Here is a 14,074-nt window from a genome sequence, read left to right as displayed (position 1 = left end):
TAATTACAATATTGGTTTTATGGTCCGCCCGGTGCCATAATAAGCTGTCGATATGGTTCATTATACAAATGCTTACCTTAAATTAAAATACATTTAACACTATGAAAATTGCAGTAATTGGTACGGGTTATGTAGGTTTGGTAACAGGTACGTGTTTGGCCGAAACGGGCAATGAAGTAACCTGTGTAGATATAGTTGAGGAAAAAGTAAACAAGATGCGCAATGGCGAAATGCCGATCTATGAACCGGGTCTTGACATTTTATTTTTGCGCAATATCAAACAGGAACGGTTAACGTTTACTACCAATCTTGCTGAAGCCATAGCACCGGCAAAGGTGATATTTTTAGCCCTGCCAACGCCTCCGGGAGCTGATGGAGCAGCCGATTTGAGCTACGTGCTTGGGGCAGCCGGCGATATAGCCAAACTGATCACTGAATATAAAGTGATCGTAACCAAATCAACTGTACCGGTAGGCACAGCCGATAAGGTAACGGCCGTAATGAAAGCCAATACCGATGTGCCGTTCGCAGTGGTATCCAATCCTGAATTTTTACGTGAAGGTGTAGCTGTAGAAGATTTCATGAAACCTGACAGGGTGGTGATTGGTACAAGCGACGAGAAAGCACGCCAGGTGATGGGCGACCTTTATGCGCCATACGTGCGCCAGGGCAACCCTATCTTATACATGGACGAACGCTCATCAGAGCTCACCAAATATGCAGCCAACTCATTCCTGGCCACTAAGATCACGTTTATGAACGAGATTGCCAATATGTGCGAGCTGGTAGGGGCAGATGTAGACATGGTGCGCAAAGGTGTAGGTGCAGATGCCCGTATTGGTAAACGCTTCCTTTTCCCTGGCGTAGGTTACGGTGGTAGCTGTTTCCCCAAAGATGTGCAGGCTTTATCTAAAGCAGCCGAAGAAAATAAATACGATTTCAAGATCCTGAACTCGGTGATGGAGGTGAACGAAACGCAGAAGAAACGCCTGGTGGTGAAAATGCGTGAATATTATGGAGCGGATGGCTTGAAAGGCAAACACTTTGCACTGTGGGGCCTGGCCTTTAAACCAGAAACAGACGATATTCGCGAAGCACCGGCGCTATACATCATTGATGAGCTGTTAGCAGCAGGTGCAACAGTAACTGCTTATGATCCGGAAGGGATGCCAAACGTAAAAAAACTGCTGGGTGATAAAATAGCTTATGCAGCCAACAGGTATAATGCGTTGGATGAAGCAGATGCCCTGCTGATAGTGACTGAATGGCCGGTATTTCGTACGCCGGATTTTGACTTCATGAAGGAAAAACTGAAGTCGGCAGTGATTTTTGACGGTCGTAACCTGTATGATTTGGACAGGATGAAAGATCATGGATTTTATTATAACAGCATAGGCCGTAAAACAGTATCAATATGACAGAAAGAAAAAGGATCCTGATCACGGGAGCAGCTGGTTTTTTAGGCTCTCACCTTTGCGACAGGTTTATTAAAGAAGGATATCATGTGATAGGTATGGATAACCTGATCACGGGAGATCTGAGAAACATCGAGCATTTGTTCAAACTGGAGAACTTTGAGTTTTATAACCATGACGTATCCACGTTTGTGTATGTTCCCGGGGATTTGCATTATATTTTGCACTTTGCCTCGCCGGCCAGCCCGATTGATTATTTGAAAATCCCGATCCAGACATTAAAAGTAGGCTCACTGGGTACGCATAACCTGCTGGGGTTGGCGCGGAACAAGAAGGCCCGGATGCTGATCGCTTCGACATCAGAAGTGTACGGCGACCCGAACATCAGCCCTCAGCCGGAGGAGTACTGGGGCAATGTGAACCCTGTAGGTCCGAGAGGGGTATATGATGAAGCCAAAAGGTTCCAGGAAGCTATTACGATGGCCTACCATACTTTCCATGGTGTTGAAACCAGGATTGTAAGGATTTTTAACACCTACGGTCCGAGGATGCGATTGAATGATGGCAGGGTATTACCGGCATTTATCGGGCAGGCACTGCGTGGCGAACCGTTAACGATGTTTGGTGACGGCTCTCAAACCCGTTCATTTTGTTATGTAGATGATTTGATAGAAGGCATTTACCGTTTATTGCTGAGCGATTATGTACAGCCAATGAATATCGGTAACCCTGATGAGATCACGATCAAACAATTTGGGGAGGAGATCATCAAATTAACAGGTACGGATCAAAAACTGATCAGCCTGCCCTTACCTACTGATGATCCAAAACAACGCCGCCCTGATATTACCAAGGCCAAAGCTATATTGGGCTGGGAACCGAAGGTATCAAGGAGTGAAGGTTTGAAGATCACTTATGAATACTTCAAATCATTGCCCGAGCAGGAAATACATCATAAAGACTTTACTTATTACAATAAATAAGGTAGCAAGGCCGGAAATTAATTTTTGGCCTTTTTTATAATATAAAAGCGGATGAATTGTTACAATCTGCTTACTTTGCCGAACATTCAAACACACATTCTATTTAAACTATGAAAATATTAGTAACTGGCGGTTTAGGTTTTATTGGCTCGCATACCGTTGTTGAATTGGTTAATGCAGGTTACGATCCCGTTATTGTTGATGACCTGTCAAACTCTGATCCTAAAATATTAGATCAGCTTACCAAAATCTTAGGCTTTACCCCAACGTTTCATAAGCTTGATCTTTGCGATGAGGCGGGTGTTAGGTCACTTGCACTTGCTGAGCCCGAAATAGGTGGAATCATCCATTTCGCAGCTTTTAAGGCTGTTGGTGAATCGGTGAAAAAACCGATGAAATACTACAGGAATAACTTTTATTCGCTTATTAATTTATTGGAAGCTTATTACGGTAAGGCTATCAATTTTGTATTTTCATCAAGCTGTACAGTTTATGGTCAGCCAGAAAAACTACCTGTTACCGAAAATGCACCGGTACAACCTGCGCAATCGCCGTATGGTAATACCAAGCAGATAGCCGAAGAAATTTTGGTTGATATGGTAAATTCCGGTACCAACTATAAAGTAATATCATTACGTTATTTTAACCCGGTAGGTGCCCACGAGTCGGCCCTGATTGGTGAGTTGCCAATTGGCGTGCCGCAAAACCTGGTACCTTTTATTACACAAACAGCTATAGGCAAACGCCAAAAAATAACCGTATTTGGCGATGATTATAATACGCCGGATGGCAGCTGTATCCGCGATTATATTCACGTAGTTGATTTGGCCAAGGCTCACGTAGCGGCGTTAAAACTTGCCGAAAAAGACGAATTTAAAGGATATGACGTATTTAACCTGGGTACCGGCAACGGCACTTCGGTGTTGGAAGTAATTCATGCTTTTGAAAGCACTACAGGCGAAAAACTAAACTACGAAATTGGCCCGCGCCGCGAAGGTGATGTGGAGCAGGTTTGGGGCGATGTTACCAAATCATCAACCAAACTTGGCTGGACAGCTAAACTCGGTATTGGCGAAATGATGTCATCGGCCTGGGAGTGGGAAAAGTATATTGCTCAAAATCCGTTTAATTAAAACTAACAGCAGGGAATGAAAAAAAAGATCATTATTACAGGCGGTGCTGGTTTTATTGGCTCGCACGTGGTGCGCAGGTTTGTTAAAAACTATCCTGATTACAGCATTGTTAACTTAGATAAACTTACCTATGCGGGTAACCTTGCCAATTTAAAAGATATTGAGAACGAGCCTAATTACAAGTTTGTAAAAGGCGATATTGTTGACATTGCCTTTATTAATGAGCTTTTTGCAGTCGAGAACCCCGATGCAGTGATCCACCTTGCTGCCGAATCGCATGTAGACAGGTCAATCACTAATCCGCTTGATTTTGTGATGACCAATGTGGTTGGCACAGTAAACTTACTAAACACCGCCCGCGAGCACTGGAAAGGCAGATATGATCAAACCCGTTTTTATCATGTATCTACGGATGAAGTGTACGGTACCCTTGGTGAAGATGGCATGTTTACCGAAGAAACTGCCTATGACCCTCATTCTCCTTATTCGGCTTCAAAAGCAGGTTCTGATCATTTTGTAAGGGCATACCAGGATACTTATGGTATGGATACGGTAATATCCAATTGCTCAAACAATTATGGATCATTTCATTTTCCGGAAAAGCTTATTCCACTGGCAATCAATAATATCAAACAAAATAAGCCTGTCCCCGTATACGGTAAAGGCGAAAACATCCGCGATTGGCTTTGGGTTGAAGACCATGCCCGTGCAATTGATGTGATATTTCATAATGCCAAATCGGGCTCTACCTATAATATAGGCGGCCATAATGAATGGAAAAATATTGACCTGATCAAATTGCTTTGCAGTATATTGGACAAAAAATTAGGCAGGGCCGAAGGAGAATCGGCTAAACTGATCACTTTTGTAACAGACCGGGCCGGGCACGATCTAAGATATGCCATCGACGCAACCAAGCTTAAAAATGATTTGGGTTGGGTGCCGGGCATAACTTTTGAAGAAGGGTTGGAAAAAACAGTTGATTGGTACCTGGCTAATGAGGAATGGCTTAATGATGTAACGTCGGGACATTACCAGCAGTATTACAGCAGTCAGTATAACGATAGATAAAAAATGTTCGGGCTTTTTAAGAAGAAAAAGGAAGTAAGGGAAGCAAAGCGCAACTATGAGGGGATCATGGTTGATATGCACTCACATGTATTACCGGGAATTGACGATGGCGCCAAAACGCCGGAAGAGTCGGTAGAATTGATAAAAAAGATGATGGAACTGGGCATAAAAAAAATTATTGCCACACCTCACATCATGATTGATTTTTATCGCAATACGCCCGAAACTATAGGTAATGCGCTTACTTTGCTAAAAGCCGAACTGGTGAAACAAGAAATTGATATCCCGGTTGAAGCTGCTGCCGAACATTATTTTGATGAAACGTTTGAGGCACGCGTAGAAAATGGTCCGGTGATGACCATGGGTGATAACCATGTGTTATTTGAGTTTTCATTCATCAATCAACCGCCAAATACTTATAGTGTAATTCAAAAACTTCACGATAAGGGGTATAAACCTATTTTGGCCCATCCGGAGCGTTATCAATATCTTGATTTAGATAAGTTAAAAAATCTGCATAGCTGGGGTGTTGATTTTCAGCTTAACACGATATCACTTACCGGGTACTATGGCAAGGACATCAAAAAGATGGCCGAAGATCTGATCGATAATAGCTTAATTGATTATATATCGAGCGATATGCACCATCTAAAGCATGCCGCAGCATTAAGCGATGCACTCAGGACAACTTACATTGAGAAAGTACTGGTTGATTATCCGCTTAAAAATAAGATGTTGTTTTAGTAAAAATATTTGTTACGAAAAAGGTGCATTCAATGCGCCTTTTTTGTTGGGTGATATGTTACGCCTTCTTAGGAGCTCTCGCCGAAAAGCCTGATGGGACATGGTGATATAGCTAAAAAGAACCGTTATTGCGAGGTACGAAGCAAGCTCCGACTTACAAAGTCGTTCTGTTTCTTGCCTAATAGTAACTTGATTGTAAGTTATTGATTATTAGGTGTATTTTTTCAGCAGTTTTATAATATGGGCGTTGCCTGCGGCCGGGCTATCCGCTCATACTCCACAAGGCCTTAGCCACAGGCGGGTATCCGCTACTATCCCTAACGCGGCCCCCGCACAATATCACTATATATATTACACGTCGTTACGAATTTTTCCGGGGGCAGGAGGATACTCGCGATGACTTTTTTGTTTGCAAACAGCCTTTAAGATTTTGAAATAATTCTCTATTCATACCTCAACGCCTCAACCGGGTCAAGCTTTGCCGCTTTTTTTGCGGGGTAATAACCCGATATCAAACCGATAAAGGTACACAGCACCACTGCAAAGAATAGCCACGCCCACGGCACCACAAATGATCCGCTTATTTGAACGGCGATAAGGTTTCCGGCAGCCATACCGAGGATCATGCCCGCCGCGCCGCCTATAAGGCAGATTACTATGGCCTCAATCAGAAACTGTTTGCGGATAATTGCGGGCGTTGCCCCAATAGCTTTACGCACACCAATTTCGCGGGTGCGTTCTGTTACCGATACCAGCATGATATTCATAAGACCGATGGCTGCACCGATAAGCGTGATAATGCCCACTGCGAAACCGGCTGCAGTAATGCCTGCAAGCTGGCCTGAAAGTTCTTTTTGGATCGAATCGCTCCGGCTTATTTCAAAATTATCCTGGTTAACAACGTTTAATCCCCTTACATTTCTGAACAGGGAAGTGGCTTCGCCAATGGTAGCATCGAGAGCACCGGGAGTGGCTACTTTAATTGTTACCGTAAATGATGCGTTTTTGGTACTGTCTATTTGTTTGGCTTTCAATACCGGGATCACACAAAATTTATCGCCTCCAAATGAGCTTGAACCCTTTGACGCAAACACACCCACGATCCTGAACCTGTTGGTGCCAAGATATACCAATTTATTGATCGGGTCTTCAGTTTTAAAAAGCTTCTTTTTAATCTCGTCGCCAATGATGACCACGTTTGAGCCATGTTCCAGCTCAGAAGTTGAAAAATTACGGCCGAAAGCCAGTTTTTTGCCGGCTGTAACCAGGTAGTTTTCATTCGAGCCTGAAATAGATATGTTTGGATTGGTTTTTTGGTTGCCGTATTTGGCTACTGCTGTACCGGTTACCTCTAAATTGATGGCTACGGCCACCGGTAGTTTGAAAGTATTTTTGAAACGTACGGCCTGATCATAAGTAATGGCCGGATAAACCTTGCGGTGCCCGCCATTGCCAAAGTTTAGTCCTTCGCCGCGGTTTTGTAAGGTGAAGGTATTGGCGCCAAGATCGGCAAAAGCATCATTGGTAAACTGCCTGATGCCCTCAATGGCTGTCAAAATACCAACCAGTGCCATGATACCTATGGCTATGATAAGCGCCGTTAACGAGGTGCGCAGCCTGTTGCCGGCTATAGACTGTAATGCAATGGAAATGTTTTCTTTGTAAGAGGTTTTTACCGGCATGGTATAAATATAAAAAACTTGTTGGTATGACTATGCACCATGTCAATTTGTTACAACTGCTGAACAATAAACTTTTTGACAGATAGTATAACCCGGCGTTAATTATATTGCCTGTTTGTTACAATTTGATCGCTGTATATTAAATATCTTCAGGTATATTTATGAAATATAAACTAAGCCTGTCATGAAACATATCTTCCTTTTGCTTTTATTTATAACATGGAGTTTCGGTGCATGGTCGCAGGATACGCTGGTGCGTAAAGTTGTTAATCGGTCCTTCAGAATTGATGACCATTCGGTTGTAAAGGATTCGACGGGAAAACAACTTACTTATAAGCAGTGGAGTAATCTGATGCGTACAAGACAATATGTTTTATTGCCCGAAAATATGGAAGACACCAAAACTGCCTTTATACTTAGCAGGAAAGATGAGCGGGAGGTGCGATACATAAAGCCCAATACCACACCTACAGATAGAGCTCCTGCAAATATCCCCAAACAGCTTTCGGCCGAAGAAGCCAAAGAGCAGTACATGGCCTCTCTTCCCAAGCCTTACGAATCTGCTTATTTTAATACAGGCGAGGTAATGGAACCTTTTAGTACGCATGATATCAACGGTAACAAAATCAAACTGAAAGATTTGCGTGGCAAAGTAGTGGTGCTCAATTTTTGGTTCATTGGTTGCCCGGCCTGTATGCAGGAGATTCCGGAGTTAAATAAACTGGTTGATGATTATAAGGATAACGCAAATGTAGTTTTTTTGGCGATTGCCCTGGATGATCGCTATGATCTGAAGAAATTTTTAAAGCAAACGGAGTTTAAGTATGATATTATAGATGACGGCCGGTATATAGCCGCCGGGTATAAAATAGGCCTTTATCCAACCAGCGTTATATTAAATAAGGAAGGAAAAGTTGCTTTTCATACGGTAGGCTTCGCAGTAAACTCGCCGTACTGGATGCGGAAAACGATTAACGAAGGATTAAAGTAGGATTGAAACGCTACAGCAAATAAGAGGCCGCTTCATAACAATATGAAACGGCCTTCAGTATTTTAAGCGGCCTTGCTTTAAACCGAGAAAGAAGAGCCGCAGCCGCAGGTGCTGGCAGCGTTAGGGTTGTTGAAAGTAAAACCACGGGCATTTAATCCGTCCTGGTAATCAATTTGCATACCGGCCAGGTATAAACCGTGGGCTTTGTGCATAAAAACTTTAATACCATCAATAATGTATTCCTGGTCGCCGTCTTTTTTCATGTCGAAGCCTAAAATATAGTTCATGCCAGAACAGCCACCGCCTTCAACACCAACACGTAAGCCAAATTCGTCGTTTATTTCTTGCTGGTCTTTTAATTTAAAAAGTTCTTTTACGGCTCCCGGAGTAAAAGAAACCGGGGCAGTTTCAACAGCTATACTCATCTTATTTTTATTTATTCTACACAAATATAACGTAAAATGCAGATTTTTGTTAGTGTCATAATTTTATGACCCCTGTATAACATTATAAACATGCCTACTCTCTCTCTTTTATTTGATATTATAAAGTATACTATTTCGGGCTTAGGCGTTGTGTATATCGCTTTTTACCTGTTTAAGCCATATCTTGATAAATCAGAAAGCATTCAGCTATTGGAGCTAAAACGTACTATCAGTAACCAAACCCTGCAGTTACGATTGCAAGCCTATGAAAGGGTTGTACTATTCATTGAAAGGGTTAACCCGGCAAGCTTACTTATCCGCCTTAACGGATCGGCCGATACTGCCGCCGAATTGCAGGCCATTATTATTAACGAAGTTCGTAATGAATTTCAGCATAACATTACCCAGCAAATTTATGTAAGTGCCAGGGTTTGGAATGTGGTGAAAAGAGTAAAGGATGATACCATTAATATGATCAACAACGCTGTAAAGGCCTTGCCGCCGGATACATCGGCGCTTGAGCTAAGCAAGGTTATCCTGGTGCATTTAAGTAAGCTTGAAGATAATCCTTATGATGTAGCGCTGGGATTGATCAGGCAGGATATGGAAGAATTATACTAAGCTTATGGCTGCGGATAAAAAGATTGTTACTACATCGGGTATCGAAATAAAAGAGGTTTATACCGAACCTTCAAATATGAATGAATTGCCCGGTGAGTTCCCTTTTACCCGTGGTATCCAGAAAGATATGTATCGGGGCAAACCCTGGACCATGCGTCAATACGCAGGCTTCTCAACTGCCGAGGAGTCAAATAAGCGCTATCACTATTTATTAAGCCAGGGTACAAACGGCCTTTCGGTAGCATTCGATCTTCCCACACAAATAGGCTACGACTCCGACCACGCACTTGCAGAAGGTGAGGTAGGCAAGGTAGGTGTAGCCATTGATTCGTTAAAGGACATGGAGGTCCTGTTTGCAGGTATTGAACTGAAGGATATTACCACCTCCATGACCATCAACGCTACGGCTCCTATTTTACTGGCCATGTACATTGCGCTGGCAAAAAAACAGGGGGCTGATCTGAAACAAATTTCAGGTACAATCCAAAACGATATATTAAAAGAGTATGCTGCACGTGGTACCTATATATACCCGCCTGCGCCTTCCATGCGGCTCATTACCGACGTGTTTGAATATTGCAGTAAAGAAGTGCCCAAATGGAACACCATTTCCATATCAGGTTATCACATCCGCGAAGCAGGTTCGACCGCAGTGCAGGAGCTGGCCTTTACATTAGCCAATGGTAAAGCTTATTTAAAGGCAGCTTTGGATAAAGGGCTTGACATTAACGTATTTGCCAAACGACTTTCCTTCTTTTTTAACTGTCACAGTAATTTTTTTGAAGAGATAGCCAAGTTCAGAGCTGCGAGGCGTATGTGGGCGCATATTACCCAACAACTCGGTGCTACCGACGCCGGTGCTCAAAAACTTCGTTTTCATACGCAAACAGGCGGCTCTACTTTAACCGCTCAACAGCCGCTTAATAATATTATAAGGGTAAGTAACCAGGCTATGGCTGCGGTATTGGGGGGGACACAATCATTGCATACCAATGGATATGATGAAGCATTGTCGTTACCAACTGAGGCTGCTGCCAAAATTGCCCTGCGTACCCAGCAGATTATCGCGTTTGAAAGCGGCGTTACCGACACGGTCGACCCGCTGGCGGGTTCATACTTTATAGAGGCTCTGACAGATGAGATAGAAGCCGCCGCTCAATTATATATAGATAAGATAGACGCCATGGGAGGTGCGGTGAAAGCTATTGAGCAGGATTATATTCAGCAGGAAATAGCAGCATCGGCTTACCAATACCAGCAGGAAATAGAAACCGGCGAAAAAGTGATTGTTGGTGTTAACCGGTTTGCCCAGCAAGAAGAAGCTCCTGGTAGTGTGTTCAGAGTAGATGACGCTATCAGAAAAATGCAGTCTGAGAAAATTGCAGAGCTAAAAGTCACGCGTAATAGTGAAGATGTTGAGAAAAGTTTACATCTTTTGGGAATAGCGGCGGCGGGCACTGAAAACTTAATTCCTTTTATCGTAACTTCGGTAGAAAGCTATGCAACCCTTGGAGAGATCGCCGACGTACTGCGCGGTGTTTTTGGGGAATATTAGCATCGTGGTGTGGCTTCCTTGCATGTGTTTATAGCGTGCCACAAATCAGCAAACTTGGTTTTTATTTTTTATAAGGCACTAAACCAGTGTGTTATTTTTTTGTTTGCAATAACGGCCTAAAAGGCTCAAACATTGCCCGTGTTTTGGCGTATAACTAAGGGTTGAAACACGCGGTTTTGTTATTCTTTTTCTTGAAATTTCAAAAAAAGAAAAAAACAATTGAGAAATATTCGGATTGTGATTTTTATATCAAAAATTATGTTATCCATACAAAAATTTCATTAAAAAATCGAATTTGTTAGTAAAAAGCCAAATGTTAAAAAAGTGAAAATTTAATTTTTTTATAAGCTTTTTTTGGCAATATTCGATGTTCCGTAGCAAGGCCAAAAGTTGTTTTGCTGGGGGTTGGAAATCAATATTTTACTTTTTATCTATATGGAAAAAACTTGTACGAACGTTTGGAATAGCTGCCTTCAGATCATCAAAGACAACATACCGGCCCAGAGTTTTAAAACCTGGTTTGAGCCGATAAAAGCTTTGAGGATGGAAGGAAGCGTATTAACCATACAAGTACCAAGTTTATTCTTTTACGAGTGGCTTGAAGAGCACTATGTAGGGTTACTGCGCAAAACAATTAAGAAACAATTGGGCGATGAAGGACGTTTAGAGTATAATATAGTTGTTGAGCAATCATCAAGTAAACCATACACAACTAACATGCCTTCAAACGGAAATGGCGCTGATGCAAAACATCAGAGTATGCCGATACCTATTTCAATTAACAAGGATATTAAAAACCCCTTTGTTATACCCGGGCTTAAAAAGTTGAATGTAGATCCTCAGCTTAACCGTAACTACACCTTCGAAAATTTTGTTGAGGGTGATTGCAACCGCCTGGCCCGCTCGGCCGGTTATGCGGTAGCGGCTAAACCAGGAGGTACCTCTTTTAACCCGCTGATGATTTATGGTGGCGTTGGGTTGGGTAAAACCCACCTTGCACAAGCTATTGGTAACGAAATTAAGCGCACCCTGCCGGATAAACTGGTACTGTATGTATCATGCGAAAAATTTACGCAACAATTTGTTGATGCCTTGAAGCACAACAACATTAATGACTTTGTTAACTTTTACCAGGCCATTGACGTGCTCATCATGGACGACGTGCATAACTTTGCCGGTAAAGAAAAAACACAGGATTTCTTCTTCCATATTTTTAACCACCTGCATCAATCGGGCAAGCAGCTGATCATCACATCAGATAAAGCGCCTAAGGATCTGGCCGGTTTGGAAGAACGCCTGCTTTCGAGGTTTAAATGGGGTTTATCTGCCGACTTGCAGATTCCTGACCTGGAAACCCGTATGGCTATCCTTAAAAATAAAATTTACCAGGATGGTATCGACCTGTCAAATGACGTAATTGAATACGTTGCCCACAATATCGACAATAATGTACGTGAGCTGGAAGGGGCAATGGTATCATTACTGGCACAGTCAACCCTTAACCGCAAGGAGATTGACCTGAACCTGGCTAAACAAATGTTGAAAAACTTTGTGAAGAACTCATCTAAAGAAATTTCGATGGAGTATATCCAAAGTTTGGTTTGCGAGTATTTTGAAGTGCCTATCGAAATGGTTAAATCACAAACCCGTAAACGCGAAATTGTACAGGCTCGTCAAATATCGATGTATCTGGCCAAAGCCCATACCAAAAGCTCGCTTAAATCAATTGGTCATTTCTTTGGTGGCCGCGACCACTCAACCGTGATCTATGCCTGCCAAACCGTGGAGGATTTGATTGATACCGATAAGAAATTTAAAGGTTACGTGGCTGATATTCAGAAGAAATTGAAAATGTCATAATAACCGACTCTGAAAATATGAAAGCCTTGCATTTATGCAGGGCTTTTTTTGTGAAACATTAACTTTGAAGCAGGCGATTGTGGTTGGTTTTTATAGAAATAATGTCCCCTCCATTACAATCACCGACGAGCCGCTCACCAACACATTATTGGGTGTTACCTTTACGTGAATGGTAGATGGATGATTTACCAATACACCCTGCAAAAATTTGTAATCCTGGTTGGCGTTTATGTAATTGGCCTGCTGCAAAAATCCAGCGAGGGGACCGGCAGCTGTTCCTGTGGCAGGGTCTTCGTCAATGCCATATGCCGGGTTAAAAAAGCGGGTTTCAGTTAGATAGCCAATCTCCGAAACATCAGTGGTATACAAGTAAAAGCCTTCAAAGCCGTAATCTTTTGAAATTTCTTTAAGCTTGTCCGGGTTCGGGGTAGCCTGATTAAGAAGTGCTCTGTTTTTTACAGGAACCATGGTGTGGGCTACTTCTGTTTTCATGATGGTGGGCTTCCAATTATTTAGCTCCAGATCAGCAGCTTCTAAACTGAGCGCCGCTGCTATGATTTCCGGGTTAATAGTGCCAAGATTCTTCGCAGCCTGCTGCTTTACCGCTACCAATATAAGGCCATTTTCTTCATTGATGACAACAGGTAATTTTTCATTCTTCATGGTTACCCAATGCTCATCACCCTGACCGCTAAAAATATCCCATCCTTGTAATAAGGCCAATGATACGGCCCCAAGGAAATTATGACCGCCGCCTCCAACCTCGTAATTACCCGGGGTAAATGAGCGTACCTTAAGTGACTTTTCGGCGTCAGAATACCACACAAAGGATGTTTCTGAATAACCGAATTCGCGGGCTATGTTATAGTATTGAGATAATTCCAGCTCGCCTTCGCACCTCACTACCGCCAATGGGTTGCCTTTGTATAGTTGGTTGGTAAATACATCAAGTATATAATAGGGTAACTTTTTCATTTGATAGATTTTTGTTTATCGCAAAGTAGTGAAGGCCTTCATATTAAATGTCAGCGCAGTTTAAAAATGAAGAAGGTCTAAATTGAGTTTTGCTTTTTTCTGTTATCGGCAAGTGATTAAATCAGGATATCAACTTGATTGCAAATAAGGTATATTTAGCTATGAAAAAACTTATCCTTGCTGTATTTACTTTATTGTCGTTCCAATCCTTCGCCCAGCAAACGGAGCAGGAGGCCATTAAGCAAACCATCAACACCATGTTTAATGCTATGCGTAAGGGCGATAGCACAATGCTTAGATCCACTTTTGCTAAAGGAATTGCTTTTCATGGTATAGCTAATAAGAAGGACGGAACCGTAAGTTTGGAAATTGAAAACCCGGATGATTTTATTAAACTCATAGGTACGCCGCACAAAGGTGTATATGATGAGCGTGTAACCTTCGCCGATATCAAGATTGATGGCCCATTGGCCAGCGTTTGGGCGCCATATAAGTTTTACTTAGATGATAAATACAGCCATTGCGGTGTCGATGTTTTTCAACTAATGAAAACTGCCGACGGCTGGAAGATCATTTACATAGTTGATACCCGGCGGAAGGATAATTGCCCGGAGTAATG

General features: G+C 42.4%; 13 protein-coding genes. 10 read left to right on the top strand and 3 right to left on the bottom strand.

Annotation, left to right across the window (positions count from 1 at the left end):
• Positions 1-101: 101 nt before the first annotated feature.
• From AC59JO_RS05120 to AC59JO_RS05100, 5 genes are all read left to right on the top strand, one after another.
• Positions 102-1,418: a UDP-glucose dehydrogenase family protein gene (locus tag AC59JO_RS05120; protein ID WP_413669495.1), complete on the top strand. Its 1,317-nt coding sequence runs from the start codon at positions 102-104 to the stop codon at positions 1,416-1,418.
• Entirely contained in the window at positions 1,415-2,398 is a 984-nt protein-coding gene (locus AC59JO_RS05115) for a UDP-glucuronic acid decarboxylase family protein (protein ID WP_413669494.1), read from the top strand. Before AC59JO_RS05120 ends, AC59JO_RS05115 begins: the two co-directional genes overlap by 4 nt.
• Positions 2,399-2,508: 110 nt before the next feature.
• Complete coding sequence (gene galE, locus AC59JO_RS05110; RefSeq protein WP_413669493.1) at positions 2,509-3,531, top strand: UDP-glucose 4-epimerase GalE; 1,023 nt, start codon at positions 2,509-2,511, stop codon at positions 3,529-3,531.
• Positions 3,532-3,546: 15 nt separating this feature from the next.
• Entirely contained in the window at positions 3,547-4,602 is a 1,056-nt protein-coding gene (gene rfbB / locus AC59JO_RS05105) for a dTDP-glucose 4,6-dehydratase (RefSeq protein ID WP_413669492.1), read from the top strand.
• A gap of 3 nt (positions 4,603-4,605) precedes the next feature.
• Positions 4,606-5,346, top strand: coding sequence for a tyrosine-protein phosphatase (locus AC59JO_RS05100; protein ID WP_413669491.1), 741 nt, complete (start codon positions 4,606-4,608; stop codon positions 5,344-5,346).
• Between the two features lie 443 nt (positions 5,347-5,789).
• On the opposite strand, the gene AC59JO_RS05095 is transcribed toward AC59JO_RS05100, so the two are convergent.
• Positions 5,790-7,028 carry an ABC transporter permease gene (locus AC59JO_RS05095; protein WP_413669490.1) on the bottom strand — a complete coding sequence of 413 codons (1,239 nt, stop codon included), beginning with the start codon at positions 7,026-7,028 and terminating at the stop codon, positions 5,790-5,792.
• A gap of 184 nt (positions 7,029-7,212) precedes the next feature.
• Here AC59JO_RS05095 and AC59JO_RS05090 point away from each other — a divergent pair, with 184 nt between their 5' ends.
• Positions 7,213-8,019 (top strand): redoxin domain-containing protein, encoded by an 807-nt coding sequence (locus AC59JO_RS05090; protein ID WP_413669489.1) that lies wholly within the window; start codon positions 7,213-7,215, stop codon positions 8,017-8,019.
• Positions 8,020-8,096: 77 nt separating this feature from the next.
• On the opposite strand, the gene AC59JO_RS05085 is transcribed toward AC59JO_RS05090, so the two are convergent.
• Positions 8,097-8,444: a HesB/IscA family protein gene (locus AC59JO_RS05085; protein WP_413669488.1), complete on the bottom strand. Its 348-nt coding sequence runs from the start codon at positions 8,442-8,444 to the stop codon at positions 8,097-8,099.
• 90 nt (positions 8,445-8,534) lie between these two features.
• On the opposite strand from AC59JO_RS05085, the gene AC59JO_RS05080 reads away from it, so the two are divergent.
• From AC59JO_RS05080 to dnaA, 3 genes are all read left to right on the top strand, one after another.
• On the top strand, positions 8,535-9,065 hold the full coding sequence (locus AC59JO_RS05080) for a DUF7935 family protein (protein WP_497303817.1): 531 nt from the start codon (positions 8,535-8,537) through the stop codon (positions 9,063-9,065).
• Between the two features lie 4 nt (positions 9,066-9,069).
• The gene (locus AC59JO_RS05075) at positions 9,070-10,620 is read left to right on the top strand and encodes an acyl-CoA mutase large subunit family protein (protein WP_497303815.1); all 1,551 of its coding nucleotides are present in this window, start codon (positions 9,070-9,072) and stop codon (positions 10,618-10,620) included.
• Between the two features lie 435 nt (positions 10,621-11,055).
• Positions 11,056-12,480: a chromosomal replication initiator protein DnaA gene (dnaA, locus tag AC59JO_RS05070; RefSeq protein ID WP_413669486.1), complete on the top strand. Its 1,425-nt coding sequence runs from the start codon at positions 11,056-11,058 to the stop codon at positions 12,478-12,480.
• Between the two features lie 90 nt (positions 12,481-12,570).
• Here the strand turns inward: dnaA and AC59JO_RS05065 are convergent, their stop codons facing one another.
• Positions 12,571-13,455, bottom strand: a complete 885-nt coding sequence (locus tag AC59JO_RS05065; RefSeq protein WP_497303812.1) for a PhzF family phenazine biosynthesis protein — start codon at positions 13,453-13,455, stop codon at positions 12,571-12,573.
• A 161-nt stretch (positions 13,456-13,616) separates the two neighbouring features.
• On the opposite strand from AC59JO_RS05065, the gene AC59JO_RS05060 reads away from it, so the two are divergent.
• The gene (locus AC59JO_RS05060) at positions 13,617-14,072 is read left to right on the top strand and encodes a nuclear transport factor 2 family protein (protein ID WP_497303810.1); all 456 of its coding nucleotides are present in this window, start codon (positions 13,617-13,619) and stop codon (positions 14,070-14,072) included.
• Positions 14,073-14,074 lie beyond the last annotated feature (2 nt).

Source organism: Mucilaginibacter sp. A5337, assembly GCF_059690695.1.
Note: the sequence above shows the minus strand (reverse complement) of the source record. Positions and strands in the feature narration are given on the sequence as shown.

Excerpts from the sequence above, each read along its gene's own strand:
- AC59JO_RS05120 (WP_413669495.1), top strand. The coding sequence starts at position 102 with ATGAAAATTGCAGTAATTGGTACGGGTTATGTAGGTTTGGTAACAGGT.
- AC59JO_RS05115 (WP_413669494.1), top strand. The coding sequence starts at position 1,415 with ATGACAGAAAGAAAAAGGATCCTGATCACGGGAGCAGCTGGTTTTTTA.
- galE (WP_413669493.1), top strand. The coding sequence starts at position 2,509 with ATGAAAATATTAGTAACTGGCGGTTTAGGTTTTATTGGCTCGCATACC.
- rfbB (WP_413669492.1), top strand. The coding sequence starts at position 3,547 with ATGAAAAAAAAGATCATTATTACAGGCGGTGCTGGTTTTATTGGCTCG.
- AC59JO_RS05100 (WP_413669491.1), top strand. The coding sequence starts at position 4,606 with ATGTTCGGGCTTTTTAAGAAGAAAAAGGAAGTAAGGGAAGCAAAGCGC.
- AC59JO_RS05095 (WP_413669490.1), bottom strand. The coding sequence starts at position 7,028 with ATGCCGGTAAAAACCTCTTACAAAGAAAACATTTCCATTGCATTACAG.
- AC59JO_RS05090 (WP_413669489.1), top strand. The coding sequence starts at position 7,213 with ATGAAACATATCTTCCTTTTGCTTTTATTTATAACATGGAGTTTCGGT.
- AC59JO_RS05085 (WP_413669488.1), bottom strand. The coding sequence starts at position 8,444 with ATGAGTATAGCTGTTGAAACTGCCCCGGTTTCTTTTACTCCGGGAGCC.
- AC59JO_RS05080 (WP_497303817.1), top strand. The coding sequence starts at position 8,535 with ATGCCTACTCTCTCTCTTTTATTTGATATTATAAAGTATACTATTTCG.
- AC59JO_RS05075 (WP_497303815.1), top strand. The coding sequence starts at position 9,070 with ATGGCTGCGGATAAAAAGATTGTTACTACATCGGGTATCGAAATAAAA.
- dnaA (WP_413669486.1), top strand. The coding sequence starts at position 11,056 with ATGGAAAAAACTTGTACGAACGTTTGGAATAGCTGCCTTCAGATCATC.
- AC59JO_RS05065 (WP_497303812.1), bottom strand. The coding sequence starts at position 13,455 with ATGAAAAAGTTACCCTATTATATACTTGATGTATTTACCAACCAACTA.
- AC59JO_RS05060 (WP_497303810.1), top strand. The coding sequence starts at position 13,617 with ATGAAAAAACTTATCCTTGCTGTATTTACTTTATTGTCGTTCCAATCC.